General features: G+C 69.7%; 22 protein-coding genes. 15 read left to right on the top strand and 7 right to left on the bottom strand.

All coding sequences use genetic code 11. The features are described 5' to 3' along the window. Nucleotides 1–51: 51 nt before the first annotated feature. A complete protein-coding gene (locus tag LBW94_RS09550; RefSeq protein WP_225059651.1) occupies nt 52–879 on the bottom strand; it encodes an NADPH-dependent oxidoreductase in 828 nt (275 codons plus the stop codon). Between the two features lie 98 nt (nt 880–977). On the opposite strand from LBW94_RS09550, the gene LBW94_RS09545 reads away from it, so the two are divergent. The 3 genes from LBW94_RS09545 (at nt 978) to LBW94_RS09535 (ending at nt 3,237) form a co-directional block, all read left to right on the top strand. Then, a complete protein-coding gene (locus LBW94_RS09545; RefSeq protein WP_225059650.1) occupies nt 978–1,766 on the top strand; it encodes an IclR family transcriptional regulator in 789 nt (262 codons plus the stop codon). A 107-nt stretch (nt 1,767–1,873) separates the two neighbouring features. Continuing rightward, nucleotides 1,874–2,980, top strand: a complete 1,107-nt coding sequence (locus tag LBW94_RS09540) for an aromatic ring-hydroxylating dioxygenase subunit alpha (protein ID WP_225059649.1) — start codon at nt 1,874–1,876, stop codon at nt 2,978–2,980. Further along, a complete protein-coding gene (locus LBW94_RS09535; protein WP_225059648.1) occupies nt 2,977–3,237 on the top strand; it encodes a hypothetical protein in 261 nt (86 codons plus the stop codon). The genes LBW94_RS09540 and LBW94_RS09535 overlap by 4 nt, the downstream gene beginning before the upstream one ends. 111 nt (nt 3,238–3,348) lie before the next feature. On the opposite strand, the gene LBW94_RS09530 is transcribed toward LBW94_RS09535, so the two are convergent. The 3 genes from LBW94_RS09530 to LBW94_RS09520 all read right to left on the bottom strand — a co-directional run bounded on the left by LBW94_RS09530 (nt 3,349) and on the right by LBW94_RS09520 (nt 6,989). Further along, entirely contained in the window at nt 3,349–3,543 is a 195-nt protein-coding gene (locus LBW94_RS09530) for a hypothetical protein (RefSeq protein ID WP_225059647.1), read from the bottom strand. Nucleotides 3,544–3,726: 183 nt separating this feature from the next. Continuing rightward, on the bottom strand, nt 3,727–6,021 hold the full coding sequence (locus tag LBW94_RS09525; protein ID WP_225059646.1) for a CaiB/BaiF CoA-transferase family protein: 2,295 nt from the start codon (nt 6,019–6,021) through the stop codon (nt 3,727–3,729). Then, a complete protein-coding gene (locus tag LBW94_RS09520; protein WP_225059645.1) occupies nt 6,018–6,989 on the bottom strand; it encodes an LLM class flavin-dependent oxidoreductase in 972 nt (323 codons plus the stop codon). The genes LBW94_RS09525 and LBW94_RS09520 overlap by 4 nt, the downstream gene beginning before the upstream one ends. 83 nt (nt 6,990–7,072) lie before the next feature. Here LBW94_RS09520 and LBW94_RS09515 point away from each other — a divergent pair, with 83 nt between their 5' ends. The 8 genes from LBW94_RS09515 to LBW94_RS09480 all read left to right on the top strand — a co-directional run bounded on the left by LBW94_RS09515 (nt 7,073) and on the right by LBW94_RS09480 (nt 16,628). Next, complete coding sequence (locus LBW94_RS09515; protein ID WP_225059644.1) at nt 7,073–8,839, top strand: thiolase C-terminal domain-containing protein; 1,767 nt, start codon at nt 7,073–7,075, stop codon at nt 8,837–8,839. 32 nt (nt 8,840–8,871) lie between these two features. Continuing rightward, nucleotides 8,872–9,714, top strand: a complete 843-nt coding sequence (locus LBW94_RS09510) for an SDR family NAD(P)-dependent oxidoreductase (RefSeq protein ID WP_225059643.1) — start codon at nt 8,872–8,874, stop codon at nt 9,712–9,714. A gap of 178 nt (nt 9,715–9,892) precedes the next feature. Beyond that, nucleotides 9,893–11,338, top strand: a complete 1,446-nt coding sequence (locus LBW94_RS09505; RefSeq protein ID WP_225059688.1) for an aldehyde dehydrogenase — start codon at nt 9,893–9,895, stop codon at nt 11,336–11,338. A gap of 62 nt (nt 11,339–11,400) precedes the next feature. Next, the gene (locus tag LBW94_RS09500) at nt 11,401–11,739 is read left to right on the top strand and encodes a hypothetical protein (RefSeq protein WP_225059642.1); all 339 of its coding nucleotides are present in this window, start codon (nt 11,401–11,403) and stop codon (nt 11,737–11,739) included. Beyond that, the gene (locus LBW94_RS09495; RefSeq protein ID WP_225059641.1) at nt 11,736–12,956 is read left to right on the top strand and encodes a CaiB/BaiF CoA transferase family protein; all 1,221 of its coding nucleotides are present in this window, start codon (nt 11,736–11,738) and stop codon (nt 12,954–12,956) included. Before LBW94_RS09500 ends, LBW94_RS09495 begins: the two co-directional genes overlap by 4 nt. Before the next feature lie 122 nt (nt 12,957–13,078). Then, a complete protein-coding gene (locus LBW94_RS09490; RefSeq protein ID WP_225059640.1) occupies nt 13,079–13,387 on the top strand; it encodes a hypothetical protein in 309 nt (102 codons plus the stop codon). Beyond that, on the top strand, nt 13,387–15,906 hold the full coding sequence (locus tag LBW94_RS09485) for a hypothetical protein (RefSeq protein WP_225059639.1): 2,520 nt from the start codon (nt 13,387–13,389) through the stop codon (nt 15,904–15,906). The genes LBW94_RS09490 and LBW94_RS09485 overlap by 1 nt, the downstream gene beginning before the upstream one ends. A gap of 188 nt (nt 15,907–16,094) precedes the next feature. Beyond that, nucleotides 16,095–16,628 (top strand): hypothetical protein, encoded by a 534-nt coding sequence (locus LBW94_RS09480; protein ID WP_225059638.1) that lies wholly within the window; start codon nt 16,095–16,097, stop codon nt 16,626–16,628. Between the two features lie 13 nt (nt 16,629–16,641). Here LBW94_RS09480 and LBW94_RS09475 read toward each other — a convergent pair whose 3' ends face one another. Further along, the gene (locus LBW94_RS09475; protein WP_225059637.1) at nt 16,642–17,154 is read right to left on the bottom strand and encodes a hypothetical protein; all 513 of its coding nucleotides are present in this window, start codon (nt 17,152–17,154) and stop codon (nt 16,642–16,644) included. A gap of 37 nt (nt 17,155–17,191) precedes the next feature. Beyond that, nucleotides 17,192–17,821 carry a DUF3558 domain-containing protein gene (locus tag LBW94_RS09470; protein WP_266270422.1) on the bottom strand — a complete coding sequence of 210 codons (630 nt, stop codon included), beginning with the start codon at nt 17,819–17,821 and terminating at the stop codon, nt 17,192–17,194. Between the two features lie 248 nt (nt 17,822–18,069). Here LBW94_RS09470 and LBW94_RS09465 point away from each other — a divergent pair, with 248 nt between their 5' ends. The 4 genes from LBW94_RS09465 (at nt 18,070) to LBW94_RS09450 (ending at nt 21,563) form a co-directional block, all read left to right on the top strand. Further along, a complete protein-coding gene (locus tag LBW94_RS09465; protein ID WP_225059636.1) occupies nt 18,070–19,005 on the top strand; it encodes a hypothetical protein in 936 nt (311 codons plus the stop codon). Further along, nucleotides 19,002–19,685 (top strand): chloramphenicol phosphotransferase CPT family protein, encoded by a 684-nt coding sequence (locus tag LBW94_RS09460; RefSeq protein WP_225059635.1) that lies wholly within the window; start codon nt 19,002–19,004, stop codon nt 19,683–19,685. Before LBW94_RS09465 ends, LBW94_RS09460 begins: the two co-directional genes overlap by 4 nt. 503 nt (nt 19,686–20,188) lie before the next feature. Continuing rightward, complete coding sequence (locus LBW94_RS09455; protein ID WP_225059634.1) at nt 20,189–21,121, top strand: hydroxymethylglutaryl-CoA lyase; 933 nt, start codon at nt 20,189–20,191, stop codon at nt 21,119–21,121. A gap of 58 nt (nt 21,122–21,179) precedes the next feature. Continuing rightward, nucleotides 21,180–21,563, top strand: a complete 384-nt coding sequence (locus LBW94_RS09450) for a VOC family protein (protein WP_225059633.1) — start codon at nt 21,180–21,182, stop codon at nt 21,561–21,563. A gap of 151 nt (nt 21,564–21,714) precedes the next feature. Here the strand turns inward: LBW94_RS09450 and LBW94_RS09445 are convergent, their stop codons facing one another. After that, nucleotides 21,715–22,218, bottom strand: coding sequence for a cupin domain-containing protein (locus tag LBW94_RS09445; RefSeq protein WP_225059632.1), 504 nt, complete (start codon nt 22,216–22,218; stop codon nt 21,715–21,717). Nucleotides 22,219–22,221: the final 3 nt, after the last annotated feature.

The raw sequence follows: 22,221 nt of genomic DNA, 5'->3' as shown, positions 1-22,221 counted from the left end.
CGATCGATGACGGGAAATCGGTAGCGGAGAATCGCCATCGCCCGCGGCGAGTCAGTGCAGCCGGAAACCGCGCTCGCCCAGCGCCTCCCGCAATCGGTGCCGGCCGCTGAGGCTCGCCCCGGAGGCCAGCCGGGCCAGTACCCGGGCGGTCCAGGAGTGCTGTTGCCGCTGATCGGCGTAATATTCCGCCAGGCGCGGCTCGTAATCGGTGATGGCATCCAGTTGTGGTGCGGCGTCGTAGGTTTCGTGATGGAGCACCGCCCGCTGCGGCAGTCGCGGCTTCACCCCCGCCCCCTCGGCCGGATCCGGATGCCCCACCACCAGGCCGAAGACGGCGAACACCTGCTGCGGCAGGTGCAGCAGGGCGGCTACCTCTTCCGGCCTGTTGCGCAGCGCACCCACGAAAACCGTGCCCAGGCCCAGTGATTCCGCCGCGACGACGGCATTCTGCGCGGCCAGCGCGGCATCCACGAAGCCCACGTAGCTGGATTCCAGATAGTCGGCGCCCTCCAGCGGCACCCCGCGCGCATCGGCGAGCTGCCGCAGCCGCCCGAAATCCGCGGTCCACACCAGCAGCACCGGGGCCTGCGCGATATGCGCCTGCCCGCCGGCCAGCTCCGCCAGCCGCGCCCGCCGCTGCGGATCCCGGACGGCGATCACGCTCCAGACCTGGAGATTGGACGAGGTCGGCGCCGACTGCGCCGCGGACACCAGCAACCGCAGGGTCGCGTCGGAGACCGGCTCGTCCAGGTACTGCCGCACCGAGTGATGGCTGTGCAGCAGGTGCAACACGGGATTCCACTGGTCCGGCTCGCCGATCGCGGGATCGCGGTAGCGCTGCCGGAGAACGTCACGGGCGGACGGCACGGTCTGGGTCATGTATCGATCCTCGCGCGGTGGCTGCCCTCCGGTCGGCGGTTGGGGTCATCATGATCGAAACGCCGAATCCCGGCCGGCTGACAGGAGTGTGGTCGACGATGACTGCCGAGACGTCCGTGCTGACCCGGGCACTGGGCCTGCTGGCCGCCTTCGACACCGGGCATCCGGTGCTGAAACTGGCGGATCTGGCCGATCGCGCGGAGCTGCCGCAGACGACCGCGTACCGGTACGCGACCGACCTGGTGCAGTGGGGCGCGCTGGACCGGGCGCCCGGCGGCGGATATCAGATCGGGCTGCGGATGCTGGAGGTCGCCGCGCACTGCCCGCGCGGGCGGCCGCTGCGCGATGTGGCGCTGCCGTACATGGAGGACCTCTACGAGGCCACCCACCAGAACGTGCAACTGGCGGTGCGCGACGGCGACGAGGTGATGTACGTGGAATTCCTGGCCGCCCGCAACGCCGTCGCGGTGAAGACCCGGATCGGGGCGCGCTGGCCGCTGCACGCGACCGGGGTGGGCCTGGCGATCCTCGCCCACTCCCCCGCCGAGGTGCTCGACGAGGTGCTGGCCCGGCCGTTCGCGGTGTTCACGCCGAAGACGATCGATGATCCGGACCGGCTGCGCCGCGCGCTGGCCGAGGTGCGCCACACCGGCGTGGCGATCAGCGACGGGCAGGTCACCCTGGACGGGTACTCGGTGGCCGCGCCCGTGTTCGGCCCGGACGGCCGGGTACTGGCGGCGGTGTCGATCGTGGTGCCCGCCGGGGACGCGAAGCGGTCGGCCTGGGCCCCGGCGGTCCGCACCGCCGCCAACGGCATCAGCCGCGAACTCGGCGCGCCGACCACGCCGGCCCGGCGGCGGCCCGTGCACACCGCCCCCGGACGCTGAACCCCCGCTCACCGCGGCGTCCGGCCCTGGTGACCCGGCCGGCGCCGACTTCCGTCCACCGGAAGTGTGTCTTGGCTCACGCCGGGGGGCGGTCGCAGGCTGAAGGCATGAGTCCTTCCACCACCATCATTCGCGACCAGTGGTACGTGGCCGCCTACGCCGCCGAGATCGGGACGGAGTTGTTCGCCCGGACCATCTGCGACGAGCCGCTGGTGTTCTTCCGCGCCGAGGACGGCGAGGTGGTCGCGCTCGCCGACCGCTGCGTCCACCGGCGCTACCCGCTGTCGAAGTCGCGCCGGGCCGAGGGCGACCGGATCGTCTGCGGCTATCACGGCTTCACCTACGACCGCACCGGCGCGTGCGTCGCGGTGCCGGCGCAGACCCGCATTCCGCGCAGCGCGCGGGTCGCCGCTTATCCGGTGGTGGAACAGGATTCGTTCGTCTGGGTGTGGATCGGCGATCCGGAATCGGCCGACGCCACCGCGATTCCGCGGGCACCGTGGCTGGTCGCCGACGGCTGGACCACCCTCCGCGGCTTGCAGACCATCCAGGGCCGGCACGCCCTGCTGATGGACAATCTGATGGATCTGTCGCACGAGACCTACCTGCACGGCGGACACATCGGCACCCCGGAGGTGGCGGAGACGCCGATCGTCACCGAGGTCGACGAGACCGCGGGCGTGGTACGGGTGTCGCGGCACATGGACGACGCGCAGTGCCCGCCCTTCTACGCCGAGTCGACCGGCCTCACCGGCCGCATCACCCGCTGGCAGGACATCGAGTTCCAGCCGCCGTGCCTGTACCGGCTGCACTCCCGCATCGCGCCGCAGGGCCAGTATCCGCCCGCGGGCTATCGCCCCGGGGTGGACCACGACCGCGATCCCGGCGCCTTCCACACCGAGATCGTCTACGCCCTGACCCCGGAGACCGAGCATTCGGTGCACGACTTCTGGATGGTGGCAAGGGATTTCGCGATCGACGACCCGAAGGTCACCGACTATCTGCACGACAGCAACCACACCGTGGTGATGCAGGACGTGGTGGCGCTGAACCTGGTCGAACAGACCGTCGCCGAGGACGAGCGGCGGCTCGGCGGCGTGCGCGAGCTGACGATCAACATCGACACCGGCGCACTGGCCGCCCGCAAGCTGATGACCCGGCTGGCCCGCGCGCAGGCGGACGCCGACGCCGAGGCCGCGGCGGCGCGGGCATGACCGAACCGGGCCGCCACCGGATCGAATGGTTTCCGGGCACCGATCAGCTGCTCGGCGTATGCCATTGCGGCGCAACGATCATCGCCGACGATCCGATCGAGGCGTGGCAGTGGCTGCTGGGCCACCCGGACGGCCACCACGACACGGTGCCGAACCGGCCCGAGGCAGTGGGTGACCGACTCGAACCGGCACCAGCCGGCACAGTGCCCGACCGGACCATCGCGATCCCCGGCCACGCCGACCCGGCACGTCGCTGACGGGAACCATCGGCACGACGAAGCGCCCGCACCCGTGCGCCGCGCCCGGTGCACCACGCCGCGACGGCCGACGCCTCGGATCGCGGCGGCCGATGCCCCGCGTCACGACGGTCAGTGCGCCAGGTCGTACCAGACGTGCGGGATCGACCAATCCCATTCCTCGACCGGCAGCACCGGATCGGTGATGCCGTCGACGTGGATGTAATCGGTGTAGAGCTGAATGGCACCGGAGCTGCCCGCGCCGAGCAGCACCAAGCCGCGCAGGAAATAGCGCCATGCCACGGATGTCGTGATGCGTCGTCGCATCTGAACCCTCCTCGTCGGCGAAGGTTGCGCCAGTGTGGTTGCAGCGGTCGACCGATGCCGCCTGTGAGGCACGGCATCGTCGCCAGGTTCGATCTTCGCTCGCGGGGACGGTTCCGGTGTACGATTTGTCGAAATTCGCGCCGGTACTGTGACATCCGCGCCGTCCCGTGACATCCGCGCGGCCTACCCGCCGCTCGCCTGACGCGCGACCTTGGTGGCGAGCAGGTGTTCCACCTCGTCGGCGGAGAAGCCCAATTCGGTCAGCACCTCCGCACTGTGCTCGCCGACCCCGGGCAGCATCGGCCGCGGCCCGTGCGCGGCGGTGGCCGGGCCGTAGCGCAGCAGCGGCCCGATCTGCTCGAAGAATCCCCAGTCGGCGGTGTGATAGGCCAGCACCCGGCCCTGCTGCCGATTCACCGGATCGTCGAGCACCGCGCGCCGGAAGCCGTCCCGATCCAGATCCTCCACCGGCTCGGCCAGCAGACCCGGCCCGCGCAACCGCTCGACCCACGCCGCGGCGGACGCGGTGGCGAAGGCCCGCTCCAGGATCGGCTCGGCGGCCCGCGCCTCGGCATCGGCGGCGCCGCCGCGCAGCGGCGCGTACCGCTGCGGCAGCCCCGAGACCTCGGGCAGTTCCGCCAGCCGCCGCCAGCCCCGCGGATCCGGCACCACCAGCGCGAACCACTCCCCGTCCGAGCCTTGATAGAGCCGGTAGCCCGGACCGTACCCGGTCTGCGCCGCGTCCAGTTCCGGGCCGCGCACCGGTTCGCCGTCGGCCAGATAGACGCCGCTGTGCGGCAGCATCCCCGCGGCCAGCAGGCTGGTCACCACGCCGTAGCCGTGCCCGTGCGCGGCCCGGCCGTACAGCCCCGCGAGCATTCCGGCCGCGGCCAGCCAGCCCCCGGACATGTCCAGCGGAATCCAGGTCGCCGCGGTCGGATCGTTGCCCGCGCCCCCGATGGCCCGCTCGAATCCCGTCACCGCCTGCATCAGCGCGTCGTTGCCGGGCGCCTTCGCGCGCGGCCCGCTCGCCCCGAACGCACTGGCATGGCAGTACACCGCCCGCGGATTGAGCCGCGCCACGGTCTCCTCCCCGATACCCAGCCGCTCGGCGACCCCGACCCGGAAGTTGTGCACCACCACATCCGCCCCGGCCAGCAGCCGCCGCACCACCGGTTCCGCCCCGGGCGCGTTGATATCCAGCGCCAGACTGCGCTTTCCGCGCTGACAGGCCGCCACCGCATAGGCCGCGGCCCGCATCGCCTCCCCGTCCGGCGGCTCCACCTTGATCACGTCGGCCCCCAGATCCGCGAGGATCTCCGCCGCCAGCGGGCCCGCCACGAACGCCGAGAAGTCCACCACCTTCAGCCCGGCGAGCAGATCACCCTCGGCAGCAGGCGAAACCACGTGCGCGGCAGCGGCATCCACCGCCGTGCCGGGGCGGGCCCGGACCACCATCGGGGTGCCCATCGTCACGATCCGCCGACCGGCGACCGATTCCGTTGCGGCCAGGCCGATCTCGGTCAGGTGGGGGTCGGCGAGCACCTCGCCGGGGCCGAGGACCGGTTCGCAGGCGACGCCGGCGGCGCGCAGCCGCTCGACCCAGTCGGCGCGGGGGCGGGTGGCGAAGAATTCGGTCCAGCGGCGGGCGCGGTCCCCGAGCTTCCCGGTCATCTGGTCGGTGTAGTAGCCCTCGGCGCTCGGCTCGTCGCCGAGCACCCGGATCACGGCCTCGTACATGCCTTTTCCGCCGAACCACACCTGGAGCAGTTCGCCGTCGGCGCAGCGGTACAGGAAGTTCGGGAAGGTGGACCCGTGCTCCCAGTAGTACTCGACATCGGCGGCGGCGCGTTCGGAGCGGCCGATCATGCAGCCCAGGGTGGCCAGCAGCCCGTCGTAGAGCGAGGTTTCGGCCCAGCCGCCCGCGCCGGTGCGGGCGCGGCGGCCCAGCAGGGCGAATACCGAGGTCAGCAGGAGCGAGGCCGCACCCACCCCGGAGGCGTGCGCGTCGACGAAGATCGGCCCCGGCCGATGCCCGGCCAGCTGGGTGCAGAATCCCGCCCGCGCCTCGACGGCGAGCCCGTAGTCCGCGACCGCGCCGGCCGCGGTGTGGCTGGGCCGGCAGCGGGCGTAGACCAGTCCGGCGTTGTGCGCCACCAGATCCCGATAGCCGAGGCCGCGCGCCTCGACGGTGTCCTCCGGCCCGTACACCAGCGCGACGTCGGCGGCGCGCAGCAGCGCGATCGTCTCGTCGTGGTCCGCGCGCAGGATCCGCTTGCGCCGGTGCCAGACCCGGCCCCACGGCACGTCCGCGTCGATCGGCGCCGGCTCCCCGGTCACCCGGACCACGTCGGCGCCGAGTTCGGCGAGGATCATCCCGGGGATCCCACCGGCGACACCGAGCCCGAGGTCACTGGCCCCGGCCGCGACCTCCACCACCGACAGGCCCGCGCACAGCGGTTCGGTCGCGCTGCTCACCGGATCGTCCCGGCCAGCGGGGTGGTGGGCAGCTTCAGCCGGGGCAGCACCTCTTCGGCGGCCAGTCGCACGATGCCGAGGGTGTCCTCGTGCGCGGCCGGCGAGATGACGAAGTGCCGCACGCCGGCGTCCACGTATTCCTGGAGCCGGGCCGCCACCTGTTCCGGGGTGCCGGAGGGGGCGATGCGGTCGAGCATCGACGAGGGCTTGTCACCGTAGGCGCTGCCGAGGAATCCGGCCACATCCCGCCGGGCCCGGTCGCCGTCGCTGCGGACCGAGCAGTACAGGTACATCATCCACTCGAAGCCGCCGAGGTCGCGGCCGAGGGCGGCGGCCTCGGTGTGGATGGTCTGCACCGAGCGCGCGTACGCCGCCGGTGAGATCAGGTACGGCAGCCACCCGTCGCCGAGCCGGGCCGCGCGGCGCATGGCCGGTTCCTTGCGGCCGGACACGAGCAGCGGCGGCCCGCCCGGCCGCATCGCGGAGCCGGGCGCGCCCGGCGGCTGCACCGGGCGCAGCTGGAGGTTCTCGAAGGCGAAGAAGCGGCCGTCGTGGTCGACCGGATCGCCGCGCCACAGCGCGCGCAGGATGGACATGGCCTCGTCGGTGCGCGGGCCGCGCTCCTTCAGCGGCACACCCACGGCCTCGAATTCATGAGGGAACTCGCCGCCGATGCCGACCCCGACCGAGACCCGGCCGCCGGAGCGGGAGTCCAGGTCGGCCAGCTGTTTCGCCACGGTCACCGGGTGATACAGCGGCAGCACCAGCACCGCGGTACCGATCCTGACCCGTTCGGTCCACGCGGTCATCAGGGCGAGGCGGGTGATCGCCTCGCCGGTGTGGGTCGGCGGCAGCAGATGCCCGCCCTGCCAGATCGAGGTGATCGGCAACCGTTCAGCGGCCGCCAACCAGTCACGATCCGGCTCGGGGATCGCTGCGGCTCCGAAAACGATGCTGTCGCTGGACAACTCGGCTCCTTCGGCGAATGACGCTCCGATCGGCGCCCTGCGCCCTAAGATAGCAAATGCTCACTTAGAAAGAGGCTGGATTGATGGATGCGTTCGACGCGACGATCGGGATACCCCCGGCCGTGACCGAGGAGACCGAGCCGTTCTGGGCGGCGGCCGCCGAGGGACGGCTCGTGGTCGAGCGCTGCGGGGCCTGCGGCGCGGACACCTTCCCGCCGCGCGGCATCTGCCACCACTGCCGTAGCCGCGAACTCGCCGTCACCGAGATCACCGGCCGGGGCGAGGTGTACAGCCTCACGGTCAACCACCAGCGCTGGCTACCGGACCTGGCGGTCCCCTACGCGATGGTACTGGTGGAATTCCCCGAACATCCGGGTGTTCGCGTAGCCGGACGGTTGCGCGGCTGCTCCCCGGACCAGGCCGCGATCGGCATGCCGGTCGAGATCGGCTTCGAACCCGGCCCCGGCGGCCACCACATCCCGAGCTTCGTCGCCGTCGATCCGAACGGCACCGGCAACGACCCCCGGGCGGCCGCCCACTCGACCACCGGGTCCGGCCCGCTCACCCCCGCCGATGCCGTGAGCGCTGCCGCCGCGGCTCCGGCCCGAGACGCTGCCGATGCCGTGGCCGGCGGGCCGGCCGACCACAGCGTGCGGCGCGCGCCCGGCACCGGCACCGAGCTGTTCGAGCGCAAGGTGGTGATCTCCGGGGTCGGGCAGTCGGCGATCGGACGGCAGCTCGATCGGTCCGGGTTCCAGCTGACGCTGGACGCGATCCTCGCGGCGGTCGCCGATGCCGGGCTGACGCTCGACGACATCGACGGGCTGGCGATGTATCCCGGTGGCGGCGTGGCGAATCTGCCCGGCTACTCCAACGGCAGCCTGTACGAGGTGCAGGACGCGCTGCGGCTGCGCACCACCTGGCGCCAGGGGCTGGTCGAGGGCATGTCGCTGCCGTTCTACGGTCCCGCGCAGGCGATCGCCACCGGACAGGCCCGGCACGTGGTCATCTGGCGCACGGTGAAGGAGGGCAGCGCGGCCCGCAACGCCGGTGGCCGGCCCGCCTACGGGTCCACCAAACCGGTCGCGGAGGGACCGATGTCCTGGCTGCTGCCGATCGGGATGTTGTCGCCGGTCTGCCAGATCGCCCCCTACGCGACCCGCTACATGCACGAATACGGCGTCACCCGCGAACAATTGGCGTGGCTGCCGGTGACCCAGCGCGCCCATGCCGCGCTCAATCCGGATGCGGTGTACCGCAAGCCACTGTCCGTCGAGGAGTATCTGGCGGCCCGCCTGATCTCCTCGCCGATCTGCCTGTTCGACTGCGACGTGCCCGCCGACGGGGCGACCGCGATCGTGGTGTCGGCGGCGGAGACGGCCCGGGACCTGCGGGCCCCGGTGCGGATCGAGGCGATGGCCGGGGTGGTCGACGGGCGGCCGTCCTGGGAGCAGTGGGAGGACATGGGCCGGGTCGGGCACGGCACCGCCGCCGCGCTGTGGGCGCGTACCGACCTGCGACCCGGCGATGTGGATGTGGCCCAGCTCTACGACGGCTTCACCATCGAGGCGGTGTGGTGGCTGGAGGCGATGGGCTTCTGCGGCGTCGGCGAGGCGGGCGCCTTCGTCGACGGCGGCAAGCGGATCGCGCTGGACGGCGAGCTGCCGTTGAACACCTGGGGCGGGCAGTTGTCCGGCGGGCGGCTGCACGCCGGATTCGGGCACACCGCGGAGGCGGTGCGGCAGTTGCGTGGCGAGGCCGGGGAACGGCAGGTGCGCGCGGCCCGGGTGGCCGCGGTCACCAATGTCGGGGGGATCGAGGCCGGGGCGGCGTTGCTCACCGCCTGGTGAGCGGAAGTTCGGATCGGAAGATGGAGCGGGACATGACATATCGGACAGGCCGGGTCGAGGGCAAGGTGGCGATCGTGACCGGCGCCGGATCGACGCCCGGCCCGGGTGTCGGCACCGGCAAGGCGGCGGCGGTGACGCTGGCCCGGGAGGGCGCGAGCGTGCTGCTGGTGGACGTGGCGCCGGAGCGCGCCGAGCTGACCCGGCAGATGATCGAGGAATCCGGCGGCAAGGCGGCGGTCTTCGCCGGCGATCTGACCAGGGCCGCCGACGCGGAGGCGATGGTCCGCACCGCCGTCGACACCTTCGGCACCCTCGACGTGCTGGTCAACAACATCGGCCGGGCGGCGCTGGGCACCGTCGTCGACACCACCGAGGAGGACTGGGACCGCACCTTCGACATCAATCTGCGCACCGCGTTCCTGGCCAGCAAGTACGCCGTTCCGGTGATGGCGGAGAAGGGTTCCGGGTCGATCGTCAACATCTCCTCGATCTCGGCGCTGCGCGGCGACGGCACCCTCGCCTATTCCGCCGCCAAGGGCGCGTTGCAGGCGATGACCGTGGACATGGCGTATTCGCACGGCCGCCAGGGCATCCGGGTCAACGCCATCGCGCCGGGGCACATCACCACGCCGATGGTGCAGTCGGTGAGCGCGCCGGGCGCCCGCGCGAATTTCATGGACACCATGCGCGCCGAGGCCGGGCTGCTCGGCACCCCCGGCGACGGCTGGGACGTGGCCGCGGCGGTGGCGTTCCTGGCCAGCGACGAGGCCCGCTGGATCACCGGCGCGACGCTGCCGGTGGAGTCCGGTGTGCTGACCGTGACCCCGCTGATGATGGCCCCGCACCTGCGCGGAGTGCCGGATCCGGCGGAATGAGCCCGGTTGTGCAGACCCGGACGTATCATTAAAGTAAGTAAGTAGATACTTTCATCTGGCCCGCACGGCCCGACCGTCCGGTCCGAATTGCCCAATTCATCGAATCGGTCAGTGACCCTTGCGTTCCCGCCTCGCGCGGGGGCGCCCGATCCAGGAGTACAGCGTGGACGACCGGCTGATGTACCGCCGGGAATTCTTCATCGGCGGACGCTGGGTGGCGCCCGCCGGTACGGAACGACTGCCCGTCATCTCCCCGTCGACGGAGGAGGTCGTCGGCGAGGTTCCGCTCGCGACCACCGCCGACATCGACCGGGCGGTGGCCGCGGCGCGCGCGGCGTTCGACGACGGCCCGTGGCCCCGGATGACGCCGCAGGAGCGCGCCGAGGTGCTGGCCCGCGCCGCCGAACTGCTGCGCAAGCGCGAATCCGATATCGCCGGCATCACCGTCGACGAGATGGGGTGCGCCATCAGCCAGGCCAAGCAGGCTCAGACCGGCCTGGTGGCCGCGCTGTTCGACTACTACGCCGGGCTGATCCCCACCTTCGAGTTCCGCCGCACCGTCACCGTCGGCGAACGCCGCGGCCTGGTCACCAACGAGCCGATCGGGGTGGTCGCGGCGATCACGCCGTGGAACGCGCCGGTGACCCTCGCGGCCTGGAAAGTGGCCCCCGCGCTGGCGGCCGGCTGCCCGGTGATCCTCAAGCCCGCCCCCGAATCCCCGTTGAGCACCTTCGTGCTCGCGGAGGCGCTGGACGAGGCCGGGGTGCCTCCCGGCGTGGTGAACGTGGTGCCCGGCGGCCGCGAGGTCGGCGAACATCTGGTGACCCATCCGGGCGTGGACAAGATCGCCTTCACCGGATCGACCGCGGCGGGCAAGCGGATCATGAGCCTGTGCGGCGACCAGGTGAAGCGGGTGTCGCTGGAACTCGGCGGCAAATCCGCGGCGCTGGTGCTCGACGATGCCGACCTGGCCGCGGTGCTGCCGCCGCTGGTGAAGGGCGGGATGCACCTGTCCGGGCAGGTCTGCGGCGCGCACACCCGGGTGCTGATCCCCCGGGCCCGCTACGCCGAGGCGGTCGAATACGCCGCCGCGGCAGCCGATTCGGTCGTCGTCGGCGATCCGCACGATCCGGCCACCCTGGTCGGGCCGCTGGTGGCCGAACGGCAGCGGGATCGGGTGGAGAGCTACGTCGCCTCCGCCCTGGCCGACGGCGCCCGCATCGCCGCCGGCGGCCGGCGGCCCGAGCATCTGCCCAGGGGCTGGTACTACGCGCCGACCATCGTCGCCGACGCGGACAACACCATGCGGGTGGCCCGCGAGGAGATCTTCGGCCCGGTGCTGTGCCTGATCGCCTACGACGGCGACGACGAGGCGGTCAGCATCGCCAACGACTCGCCGTACGGCCTGTCCGGCGGCGTGTGGACCGCCGACGCGCAGCGCGGTCTCGAGGTCGCCCTGCGGATCCGCACCGGCAGCATCGCGATCAACGGCACCTATCCGCCGTTCCCGGCGGTGCCGTTCGGTGGGTTCAAACAGTCCGGCATCGGGCGCGAACTCGGACCGGAAGGGTTGCGAAGTTTCCTGGAACCCCGGAGCATCGGAATACCAGCCTCACTACCCTGACCCTCACTCATCGGTCCCGGTGTGCCGCAACGGCATACCGGGACCTACACGGACGGTGCACCATGACGACTGTCTCGGCCGACAACGCCTTCCTGCCCGCCAGCCTGGAATCCACCGGCCCGTGCCCGGCCCGTGCGGACTATCTGGAGTTACGGTTCGCCACCTCCGTCGGCCACTGGACCTGGTGTGTCCCGCAGCCCGGCAGCGAACCACCGGACCCGGAGGAGGAACCGGTGGACCGGCTGGCGATCGCCATGGGCCGCTACGGTATCCAGGCGTATCGGCACACCGGCGAGGGCACCGGCACGGCACTGCCCAGCGCGGCGGCGATCCCGCTGATCCTCGACGGCATCCCGGTGCGGGTCGCCCGTACGCTGATCGAATCGGGCCGCTCGGGATGACCCCCGGACCACTGCACGGGGTGCGGGTGGTCGAGGTGGCCTCGCACGTCTTCGTGCCGATGGCCGCCGCGGTGCTCGCGGAGTGGGGCGCGGACGTCGTCAAGATCGAACATCCGGGCACCGGCGACCCGTATCGGGGGCTGGTGACCAGCGGCCTGCACAAACTCCATCACGGCGCGGACGTGCAGTTCCAGGCGGCCAACCGCGGCAAACGGTCGGTCGCGGTGGACCTGAAGCGGCCCGAGGGCCGGCGGCTGCTGACCCGGCTGCTCGCCGGGGCCGACGTCTTCCTCACCAGCGTGCGTCCGGCCGGGCGGCGAGTACTGCGCATCGACCTCGACGGAATCCGGGCCGACAATCCCGCGATCGTCTACGCCTCCGGCACCGCGTTCGGTGCCGACGGCCCGGAGGCCGATCGCGGCGGCTACGACGCGGGCGCCTACTGGGCCCGCAGCGGTATGCAGCACCTGCACCGGCATCCGGCCGAGGAATATCCCGCCGCACCCCGCACCGCGTTCGGCGACGTCACCGCGGCACTGTCGATCGCCGGAGCGGTCGGCGCCGCACTGTACCGGCGGGCCACCACCGGCGTGACATCCATGGTGGACGCCTCGCTGCTGGCCTCCGGAATGTGGCAGATCCAGGCCGATCTGGTGAATTCCGTGATCGACGGCCGCAGCCCGGAACCGGCGCGGCCGGACCGCCACCGGGCCGCCAACCCGCTGATGCTGCCCTACCGCACCGCCGACGGTCGCTTCATCCTGTTGCAGTTGCTCGCCCCGGACCGGCGCTGGCCCGAATTGTGCCGGGCCCTCGGCGAACCGGCCGCGGCGGCCGATCCGCGCTTCGCGGACCTCGCCGCCCGCACCCGCAACGCCGCCGCCTGCGTGGACTGGCTGGACACGGTCTTCGCCCGCCGCACCTTCGACGAATGGCGCACGGCCCTGGCCGATTTCGAGGGCGAATGGGCGCCCGCGCAACAACCGCACGAACTGGCCGCCGACCCGCAGGTCGAGGCGAACGGCTATCTCGCCGACGTGGATCTGGGCAACGGCCACACCCTCCCCATGGTCACCATCCCCGCCCGATTCGACGGCCGCCCCGGACAACCGACCCGAGCCCCCGAGACCGGCGAACATACCGAGACGGTGCTGCTGGAACTGGGACTGACCTGGGACGACATCGCAGAACTCAAGGACCGCAAGACGATCGGCTGAACTCCCGGCCGATACCGCCGCCACCCCGTTTCCCGATTGCCCGATTCGTCCTGCGGTAACCTCGATTCGATCCGCGGGCGGGCAGCGACAGAGGTCCGGGCAGGGGCGGAGGAGGGGACCTGATGTTGAAAGCCGACGCCGACCAGCTCGAGACGCTGGCGCGCGTACTGGATGCACTCGGCGACACCGTCGACGGTATCAAGGTGCGGGGCAAGGACAACGATGTCGCGGCGAGCATGCCGGGTTCGTCGATACCCGCCGCCTGCGAACAGCTGGGTCTGCACATCGAGGGCGCCTACCTCCGGGTCGGCACGCGAATGAGGGTGCTGGCGGGCAAGATTCGCGACTGCGCCGGAAATCTGCGGATGACCGACGACGAATTCGCGCAGCAGATGCATGCTCTCGACTTCCACCCCACCGGGAGCCGCTGATGCCCTCGCGCTCGGAACTGGAACGCTGGAACCTGCGGGCGCTCGACGATTGGGCCGCCGTCCTGCGCACCGGAAATCAGCAGTTCCTGCAAGAAATCGACGACAGCCGTAAGTATTTCACCGATATCGGACAGGTCTGGTCCGGGGCGGCTTACCACGCCGCTTACGACCGAGTCGGCCAGGACCACGACGAAGCCCGTAAGATCTACGGCGACATCGAGGATTTCCTCGACGCGCTCACCGGCGCCACCGGCAACGTCTCCGCCCACCGAGATGTGCTGCGCACCAAAGCCGCCGACGCCGAGGCCGCAACGCTGACCGTCGCCGACGACTGGGCCGTCTCGGGGCACGACGCCGACGCTGTCCGCGCCCACCAGGATGCCGTCGACACCGCCCGCCGCGAACTCGCCCAGGCCGAAACCGAACTCGGCCGCCTGCTCGCCGCACGCGGTGAGCTCATCCGCGCCGCAGGTGATCTGTTCGGTTCCTCGATAGCGGTCGACGAGGCCGCCTCGCAGGGCGCCCGGCTCGGCGCCGAGGACGGGAAACGACTCGCCGACGCCGCCAAGACCGGAGACAAGACCGCCCTCGACGCGGTGGCCGCGGACATGCCGCAGTACTACCTCACGCCACAGGACCTGCGCGACCTCGCCGACGGCAAGCATGTCGCCACGATTCCCGCCGACGTCCAGGACTACTACCGGGAATTCTTCGACAAGTCCGGCAAGGACGGCCTGTTCGCGCTGTCGGACCAGCTCACCCAGGAAGAGACGCTCGCCCGCGGTGCCGGCTCACCGAATCCGCTCGCGGCAGGCCAGCGCGACAATCTCGCCAACGCGATCATGATGCTGTCGAACGAGCAGGTCGGCAGCACCGGCCCCGACGGCGCCTTCCGGCCCGGCGGCTACGATCAACTCCCCGACTACATGCGGCAGCTGGTCTCCGACCGGCTGGAATCCAACCCACCGACCGGACCGCTGGAGATGCGCAACCGATTCGGCGATCAGGCGAGGTTCGCGAAACTTCTCGGCGAGGCCAACCCCGGCTTCGTTCCCGGCGCCGTGACGGCCGCGCAGATGCAGATCACCGCCGCCAGCATGAGCGGATACCTCGACGGCAACAATCACGCCGCCACCGACCTCGTCGATCGTTTCCGCAACGTCGGCGCCGTCGGAATGAGCAGCGAGTACTTCGACCGGGACAAACCCCAGATCGCCGACACCGCCCGCACCTTCCTCGACCTCGGCACGCGAAACCACACCGTCGACTACGGCATGCTCAGCGACTCGACCGGCGCGGTCCACACTCCCGGTGACGTCTACGCCGACCCGAAGACCTTCCGCGAGCAGATCTTCCACCACGACTGGGGCGACAAGGGCAAGGTCGCCTCCCAGCTGTACAGCTGGGCCGGTGACCATGCCCACGACCAGACCCCCGACGGTGATCTGTCCCGCAAGACGATCGCTGCGTTGCCACACGTTCTCGCGCCTGTCGAATCCGGCAGCGGATCCGCCCTGACCGCCGGGACGGGCGGCCACACGGTATTCGAGAACAATGCCGACCTGTTCCGGAAGAACCCCGAACTGGCCTCCGGACTGTCGAAGGTGCTGTCGTCCAACCTGGATGCGCTGGCCGACCCGAACCAGATGACCTCCCTGGCCCTTCCCACCTCCGCGGATCCACACCAGTACCCCCCGCCGATCTCCAGCGAGGTGCGACTCGGCGTCGACGACGGCGACCGGCTGCTGTTCCTGGCCAACCAGTCCGAGGACGGCCGCAACCTCCTGGAGACCGGTCGCGCACTCCGCGAGGCCACCATCTACGACCAGGCGATGCGCGAGGGCGGAAACAACGTCGGGCAGTGGCTCACCGAGAACGACGCCTACACCCATCTCCGAGATCTGAACGCCCGCATGACGGCCCAGCACTACAACGCACTGTTCTATCAGGACGACACGAACGCCACCGACACCGCCAAGCATCTACAAGAGGTGTACGACAGCAAGCAGCAGGCCGCGGAGGTCGCCAAGGAGATCATCAGCGACGTCCTCCCGACGGACAAGGTCACCTCGCCGATCACCGATCTGCTGCCCAGCGTGGCACAGGGCGGCGCCAAGGGTTATCTCAACGGTTTGCCCGGGGACGCGATGGATAGAATCATCTCGGCGTGGAATCCGGCACCGGATCCTGTGCACGTGCAGGATCCGAGCGATAGTCGGATATCTTCCGAGATCCGAGCAGAGGCGACCAACAAGCTCATCGACGCAAGTTACCGAAATGGCCAGATCCCAACAGAAATCCTGGCCACCGATCACAGCGGACCCATGCACTACAACGAGGGCAATTTACAGCTTTCGAATAACGCGATAAGGGCCTATCTCACGAGCCGCGGCCTGGCCGGCTATCTGGACACAATCGGCACCACAGGTGACATCGCAGTTGTCAAGGACCTGATCGGAGATCGCCGAAAACTCCAGGGCTTTCTCGACGGCGGATCCGAGACGATCGAGGTGAAATGACAAAACTTTGGACCTCCGATCACCTACGCCGCGCATTATCCATTACGATTGGTTGCGCTGTCGCTGGCGCCCTCGTCGGCGGATGTTCGACAGGGCAACACGAATCAGCGAACCCGTCACCATCGTCCTCTTCGACCGATCCGGCCGGGCCTACGACTCGGTATCCGGCCGCGACCTCGGCCTGGATCATGGATGCAACACTCACGGGACAGCCACGGGAGGCCGCGCAGTTCGCAGCCGAAACCAAAGTAGCGAATGACCTCTATATGAATTCGAACGACTACAATCCCACCCTGATGCAGGCGTACAACGAACGCGTGGTCAAGACATATTTTTGGCCCGAGGCCCTTTGGAAAGATCTCAGAACCAAATGGCATACCACCGGTGGCACACAATGGAGTGCGATAGGATCCGAACAGATAGATTCCGGCTACCGTGTAACACTTTGCGAATTCGACACACCGGGCCTGTACTCGATCGTGGACAGCAAACCGGTCCATGATCAGCATTTCGGAAAGTCTTTGTCCGCCGAATGGGTTACGGTTTCTTGGACGACCGAGCCTTCCGCCCTGGAGTCACGCAGCACACCGGCACCGCGCCCGTTGGTCACCTCGATCGTGAGCGCGGTCGGCAACCAGAATCCTGGCACGCTGTGCGACAAATACGCTCCAGAACCTTTCGTCCAGCAACCCCCCGACCCCATTCAGCCCGGGCAGAAGTGACAATTCCCATCTCTCATCGCCATTTCCCTTCACCGGTCTGCATCGGACCTTGGAACGGAGAATTTCCGATCGAACTCGGCGGCATGTTCGCCATCAGCTCATTGTATCGAGCAGCGAATACCTGATCGGCCTCGATATACCGCTGAGCGATCACTCGATGCAGTTCCTGCAGGCTGTCGACTATCCGATAGTGCTGGTCCAGTATGTCATAAACGTTGTTGCCCGAATCCCGGCCGGAATCTACGATGGCCGCCTTCGCGCGAAATCGGTGAACCAAGACCTCGGCGGATGTCAGGATCGATCGATCCTCACCTAGCCCCCACTTCTCCTGCGCCGCAATCTCTCCGGCAACGCGCTGCAGATTCTGGATCGACTCCTTGAAGGCCCGGCAATCGCGCTCGAGGTAAGCGAACTCCTCAGCGTTGATCCTCATATCGGAATTGAAACCGACTGTCAACCGGCCCTCTTCGGCCGCCGCGATAAGATCTGCCAGCGCCGACTGCGGCGGTTTTTCGGGCTGCCCCATCGGATTTCAACTCCTACCCTCGAGACCGCATATCCGTTCATACCGAATCGGGAATCAACGACACAACTTTGGCCGCGAGACTCTTCGCAATCTCGCAGGTGTCCGTTCCCCCGCTCAGCCGCCGGGACGCCGGATTGTCCAGGAAGAACTCGAGACTCCCACCTTTGATCTCGACATCGAGAATACAACCGTGCCGAGGATCGGTCGTATCACTGTCGTGATACGAAATCGCCGCCCGCCCACCGATCGTCAGCTCCTCGGCAATCTTGAAGCCGGCATTCGCCCGAACCATCGCCAAGGTGATGTTGGTGGTCCGGATCGACACCGAGTACCCGTCGGTTTGCACCCACCCGCATCCGCGCCACTGCGTCCCCCCGTTCCCGTTCGAATCGTCTCGTTCCTTGCCGTGCAACTGCTCCGAATCCAGCGCAGGCTTCAGCACATCCGAACACGGGTCGAACGCAGTGGGCGCAGCCGGCAATGCCGTGGTCGACACCGCCGTCCCGGTCCCGGCAGATAATCCGCCACCGCCGTTCCCGCACCCGGCCGATCCGAGCCCGGCCATGACGATCACGCAGATACCCGAGAGAGCCCGTCGCCAACAGTTCATGCGAATCCCCCTCGACATCGGCTCGGCCCACCCTTTGATCGAATCGGCAGGCTTCACGCCCCCGCAGCTCAGCTGCGGCCGACCCTACTCGCCCGCGCTGCTGGGCTGCAACCCAGCTCACCGGCATTCGATCCCCCCACATTCGGATCCGATGTCCTCGAGCGGACCGCGCCGGAAAGCCGATCAGGCTGCGTGCCGGACCCTATGCTAGTCGGGTAAGTACTCACTCTGCTGGACCGCACTCCTCGGGTCGATCACGACCGATACCGGCCGGAGGTGTGCCCCGGACGTCACCGGAAGATCACATGACCGAACTGCCCGCCGCCGACCGCTTCGGCGAAGGCCGCGACGACAATCCGTACTGGAACGAGAGCGTCTGGTTCTCCTTCTCGATTCCGCAGCGGCGGCTGCACGGGATGATCCAGTACTACTTCCGCCCCAATATGGGCATGCTCAACGGCGGTCCCGTGATGTGGGATCCGTCCGGCACCTCGCAGTGGGATTGCCTGTACTACAACTGGAGTCATCTCCAGGCGATGCCGGCCGGGGCGCAGAAGTTCGCGATGACGGCCCGCAATTCGCTGTCCGTCGAGGTGCTGGAACCGCTGACCCGCTACCGGATCGGTTACGACCACGACGATTTCCGGATGGACCTGGTGTGGGAGGCCGTCGGCCCGATCCACGAACTGCGCACCGGCGATCCCGGCCAGCAGTCGACCGCGAAATTCCATCTGGAGCAGCCCGGCCGGATGACCGGCACCGTCCACCGGCACGGTGAGCGCTACCCGATCGACTGCTTCTCGATGCGCGACACCTCGTACGGCGCACGCGATTACGAGTCGCTGGCCTGCGGCGGCTACTTCTGGGGGATCGCCGACGGCACCGCCTTCCACGCCCTGTGCATGGGCGAGGGCCGCACCGCGAAGTGCGTGGGCGGATTCCTCTGGCGCGACGGCGAACTCGGCAGCCTGGTCGACGGCGGCCGAGAAGTGCTGGAGTACGGCCGTTTCGGGCCGACCGAGGTGGTGTTCGACGGCACCGACCAGCTCGGCCGCACCGTACACGCCACCGGCATCATCGATCCCGGCCTGGTCTTCACCGGCTACACCGACCACACCGTGGTCTGGTCGCTGGCCGAATGGGACGTCGCGGGTGTCACCCATTGGGGCGACAACCAGGAGTTCTCCCCCGCCGAACGGTTCCGCCGGGTGGCCCGCGGCGAAATCGTGCTGGGGGCATGATGTCCGGGCAGATCGTGATCGTCAACGGCACCTCCGGCTCCGGCAAGTCGACCGCCTGCCGGCTGTTCCAGCAACGCGCCCAGGACTATTGGCTGTCCTACGGCATCGACGACTTCCTCGCCAACACCCTGCCCGCCCGCTACGGTCACCACGGACCGCAGGCCGCCGAGGGCATCCAGGCGGTTCCGGTCGACCCGGCCGACCCCGACGGCCCGCTGCGCTGGACCTTCGGCCCGCACGGCGTACGCGCCTTCGAGATCCTGCACGAATGGATCGCCACCGCCGCCCGCAACGACCGCAACATCGTCGTCGACCACCTGCTGATGACCGACACTCCCGTCCTCGTGGACTGCCTGCACCGCCTGGACGGCCTCCCGGTCCTGCTGGTGACCCTGAAACCCCCCTTCGAGGTCCTGGAACGCCGCGTCGCCGAACGGCAGATGGACAAGAAACTCCCTGTCGAGATCCTCGGCGAGGACGCGGCCCGCCGCATCGTCGACCGCCTCACCCGCCTGCGCCCCTGGTTCTACGACTCGGTCTACGCCAACGACATCGCCGACCTGACCATCGACACCGCACAGCACGGCCCGGAAGATGTCTGCGACATGATCGCCACCCGTCTGGCCGAAGGCCCCGGCACCGCCTTCTCCCGCCTGCGATCGGCATATGCGTCCCGGTGACCCCGTGCCCCCGGCGTCCTGGGGTCACCTGTGCCGCCGACGCTTCGCGGCGTTGCCTGCCGGGCATCCCGGCGCACCCGGGCCGTCCACCCGGTGGACCCCACTCGGTGAACCGATGACCCGGTTACCGAGTGACCTCGGCGATCCGAAGGCGCGGCACCTCGACAGGTACGGCCGCCCGACGAACGCAGCGACTCGCGGCTCATCGACCCAGCTGCTCCCTGCCCGCGACCGCTCGACGGCTCGACGGCTCGGCGGCTCGGCGGCTCGGCGGCTCGGCGGCTCGGCGGCTCGGCGGCTCGGCGGCTCGGCGGCTCGGCGGCTCGGCGGCTCGGCGGCTCGGCGGCTCGGCGGCTCGGCGCGAGAGCGTACCCGGGCGGTTATAGGCTCGATGGTGGTGACCACACGATCGGCGGTCGTCGCGGAGTCGGTGCCGACCGGTTCGGTGCGACCGGGATCCGGGAGTCGTGGCACACCGCCGAGCCCGTAGCGAAAGGATCCCGATGGACGACACTTTCACACCGGTGGCGACGCTGCGGGATGTCACCCTGCGCGACGGGCTGCAACTGACCCGGGGCCTGCTGCCGACGGAGACCAAGGTGGAGCTGGTCCGGCGGTTGCTGCGGCTGGGGGTGCCGGAGCTCGAGATCGGCTCGCTGGCCCGCGCGGATCTGGTACCGCCGCTGGCCAATTCGCTGGAGGTGGTCGCGCAGCTGACCCCGGAGGAACTCGAGCGGTGCTGGCTGTGGGTGGCCACGCCCCGGCACGTGGAGAAGGCGCTGGCCGCCGGCGCCCGCAACTTCCAGTACTGCCTGTCGGTGTCGGACACCCACAACCAGGCGAACATCGGCCGCACCGCCGAGGACAGCGTCGCCGCGATGCCCGCCGCCGTCGAACTCGCGCACGCGGCGGGCGGCCGCATCCAGCTGACCCTGGCCACCTCGTTCACCTGCCCGTTCGACGGCCCGGTCGACCCGGACCGGGTGCTGGCCATCGCCGCCGATCCGCGCACCGACGGGGCCGACGACGTGGTCCTCTGCGACACCCTCGGTCAAGCGGTACCCGCGCAGGTCACGCGCCTGATCAGCCGCGTGGCCGCCGAGACCCCGCAGCGGCGCATCGGCTACCACGGCCACGACACCTGGGGCCTCGGCGTCGCCAACACGCTCGCGGCGATCTCGGCCGGGGCAGCCTTCGTCGACGGATCGCTGGGTGGCCTCGGCGGCTGCCCGTTCGCACCCGGCGCCAGCGGCAACACCTCCACCGAGGACATCCTGTTCGCCATCCGTCCGGACTGGTTCACCCCGGCGATCCTGGCCGAACTGGTCGGCGTCACCGAGAAACTGCTCTCCGATCTCGGCGAGCCGAACCGGTCCAAGACCGCCCAGGGCGCGCGCTCGAAGGCCGACGCCTTCGAGTGGGTCATCCGCTCCTGACCGCCGGACCGGTGAAATACCGAGCCGGACAACCACACTCACCTCGCGGAGGTTCACCGTGCGCATCGACCGCCTCGATCATCTGGTGCTGACCGTCGCCGACCTCGACGCGACGGTGCGCTTCTACACCGAGGTGCTCGGCATGCGCGCCGAGACCTTCGGCAACGGCCGCCTGGCATTGCGATTCGGCGACAGCAAGATCAACCTGCATCCGCACGGCGGCGAATTCGACCCGAAGGCGGACCGGCCCACCCCCGGCAGCGCCGACCTCTGCCTGATCGTCGCGGAGCCGCTGGACCAGGTGATCGCCGAACTCACCGCATACGGCGTCCCGATCCTCGAAGGCCCGGTGCGGCGGACCGGAGCACTCGGCCCGATCACCAGTGTGTATTTCCGCGACCCCGACCGCAATCTCATCGAATTGTCCTGCTACACAGAATAATTCGCGCAGCGCGACGATGCGCCGGATGCCGCGCCGCCGAACATCCCCACCCTAGCGATTGCCGGCGGGCTGCGCCGGTGCACCGCCCGGGCGCCATGGCGTGCCACCTCGGGTTCGGCCTCCTCGACCCGGCCGGTCTGTCGCGAAACCCTCAGCGCCGCCCCGCTTCCCGCGCGGCCCACCACTGCGGCGCGTCGACCAGATGATTGTCGTAGGTGTCCTGGGCGGCCTCCAGTTCGCTGTACTCCGCCTCACCGGCGAGCACCCGGCCCAGCACGCGGAACCACCCGAAGCGCTCCAGACCGGGGGTGAGCGCGATGAGGATACGCGTCGGGGCGCCGGGCGCGGCACCGAACGCGTGCGGCATGAAGCGCGGCACCACCAGGGCCCCACCGGCGCCGACGGTGACGATCTCGTCGCCGGTCAGCACCTGCAATTCGCCCTCGGCGACATAGAACAGCTCCTCGGAACGGGTGTGGTAGTGCGGCGTGGCGCCGTCGGCGCCGGCCACCAGGGTCACCTCCAGGGTGCTCACGCTGCCGCCGGTCTCGTTTCCGTCGATCAGCAGGCGCGCGGTGGCCTGGGCGCTGCCGCCGGTCTCGGCGTCGGCGCGGTGGCGGATCGCGGCGGGCAGGGCGGGGGCCGGGATGCTCATGAT

The organism is Nocardia sp. alder85J (assembly GCF_020176955.2).
Taxonomy (GTDB): Bacteria; Actinomycetota; Actinomycetes; order Mycobacteriales; family Mycobacteriaceae; genus Nocardia.
This window is presented reverse-complemented; position numbering and strand designations above follow the sequence as displayed.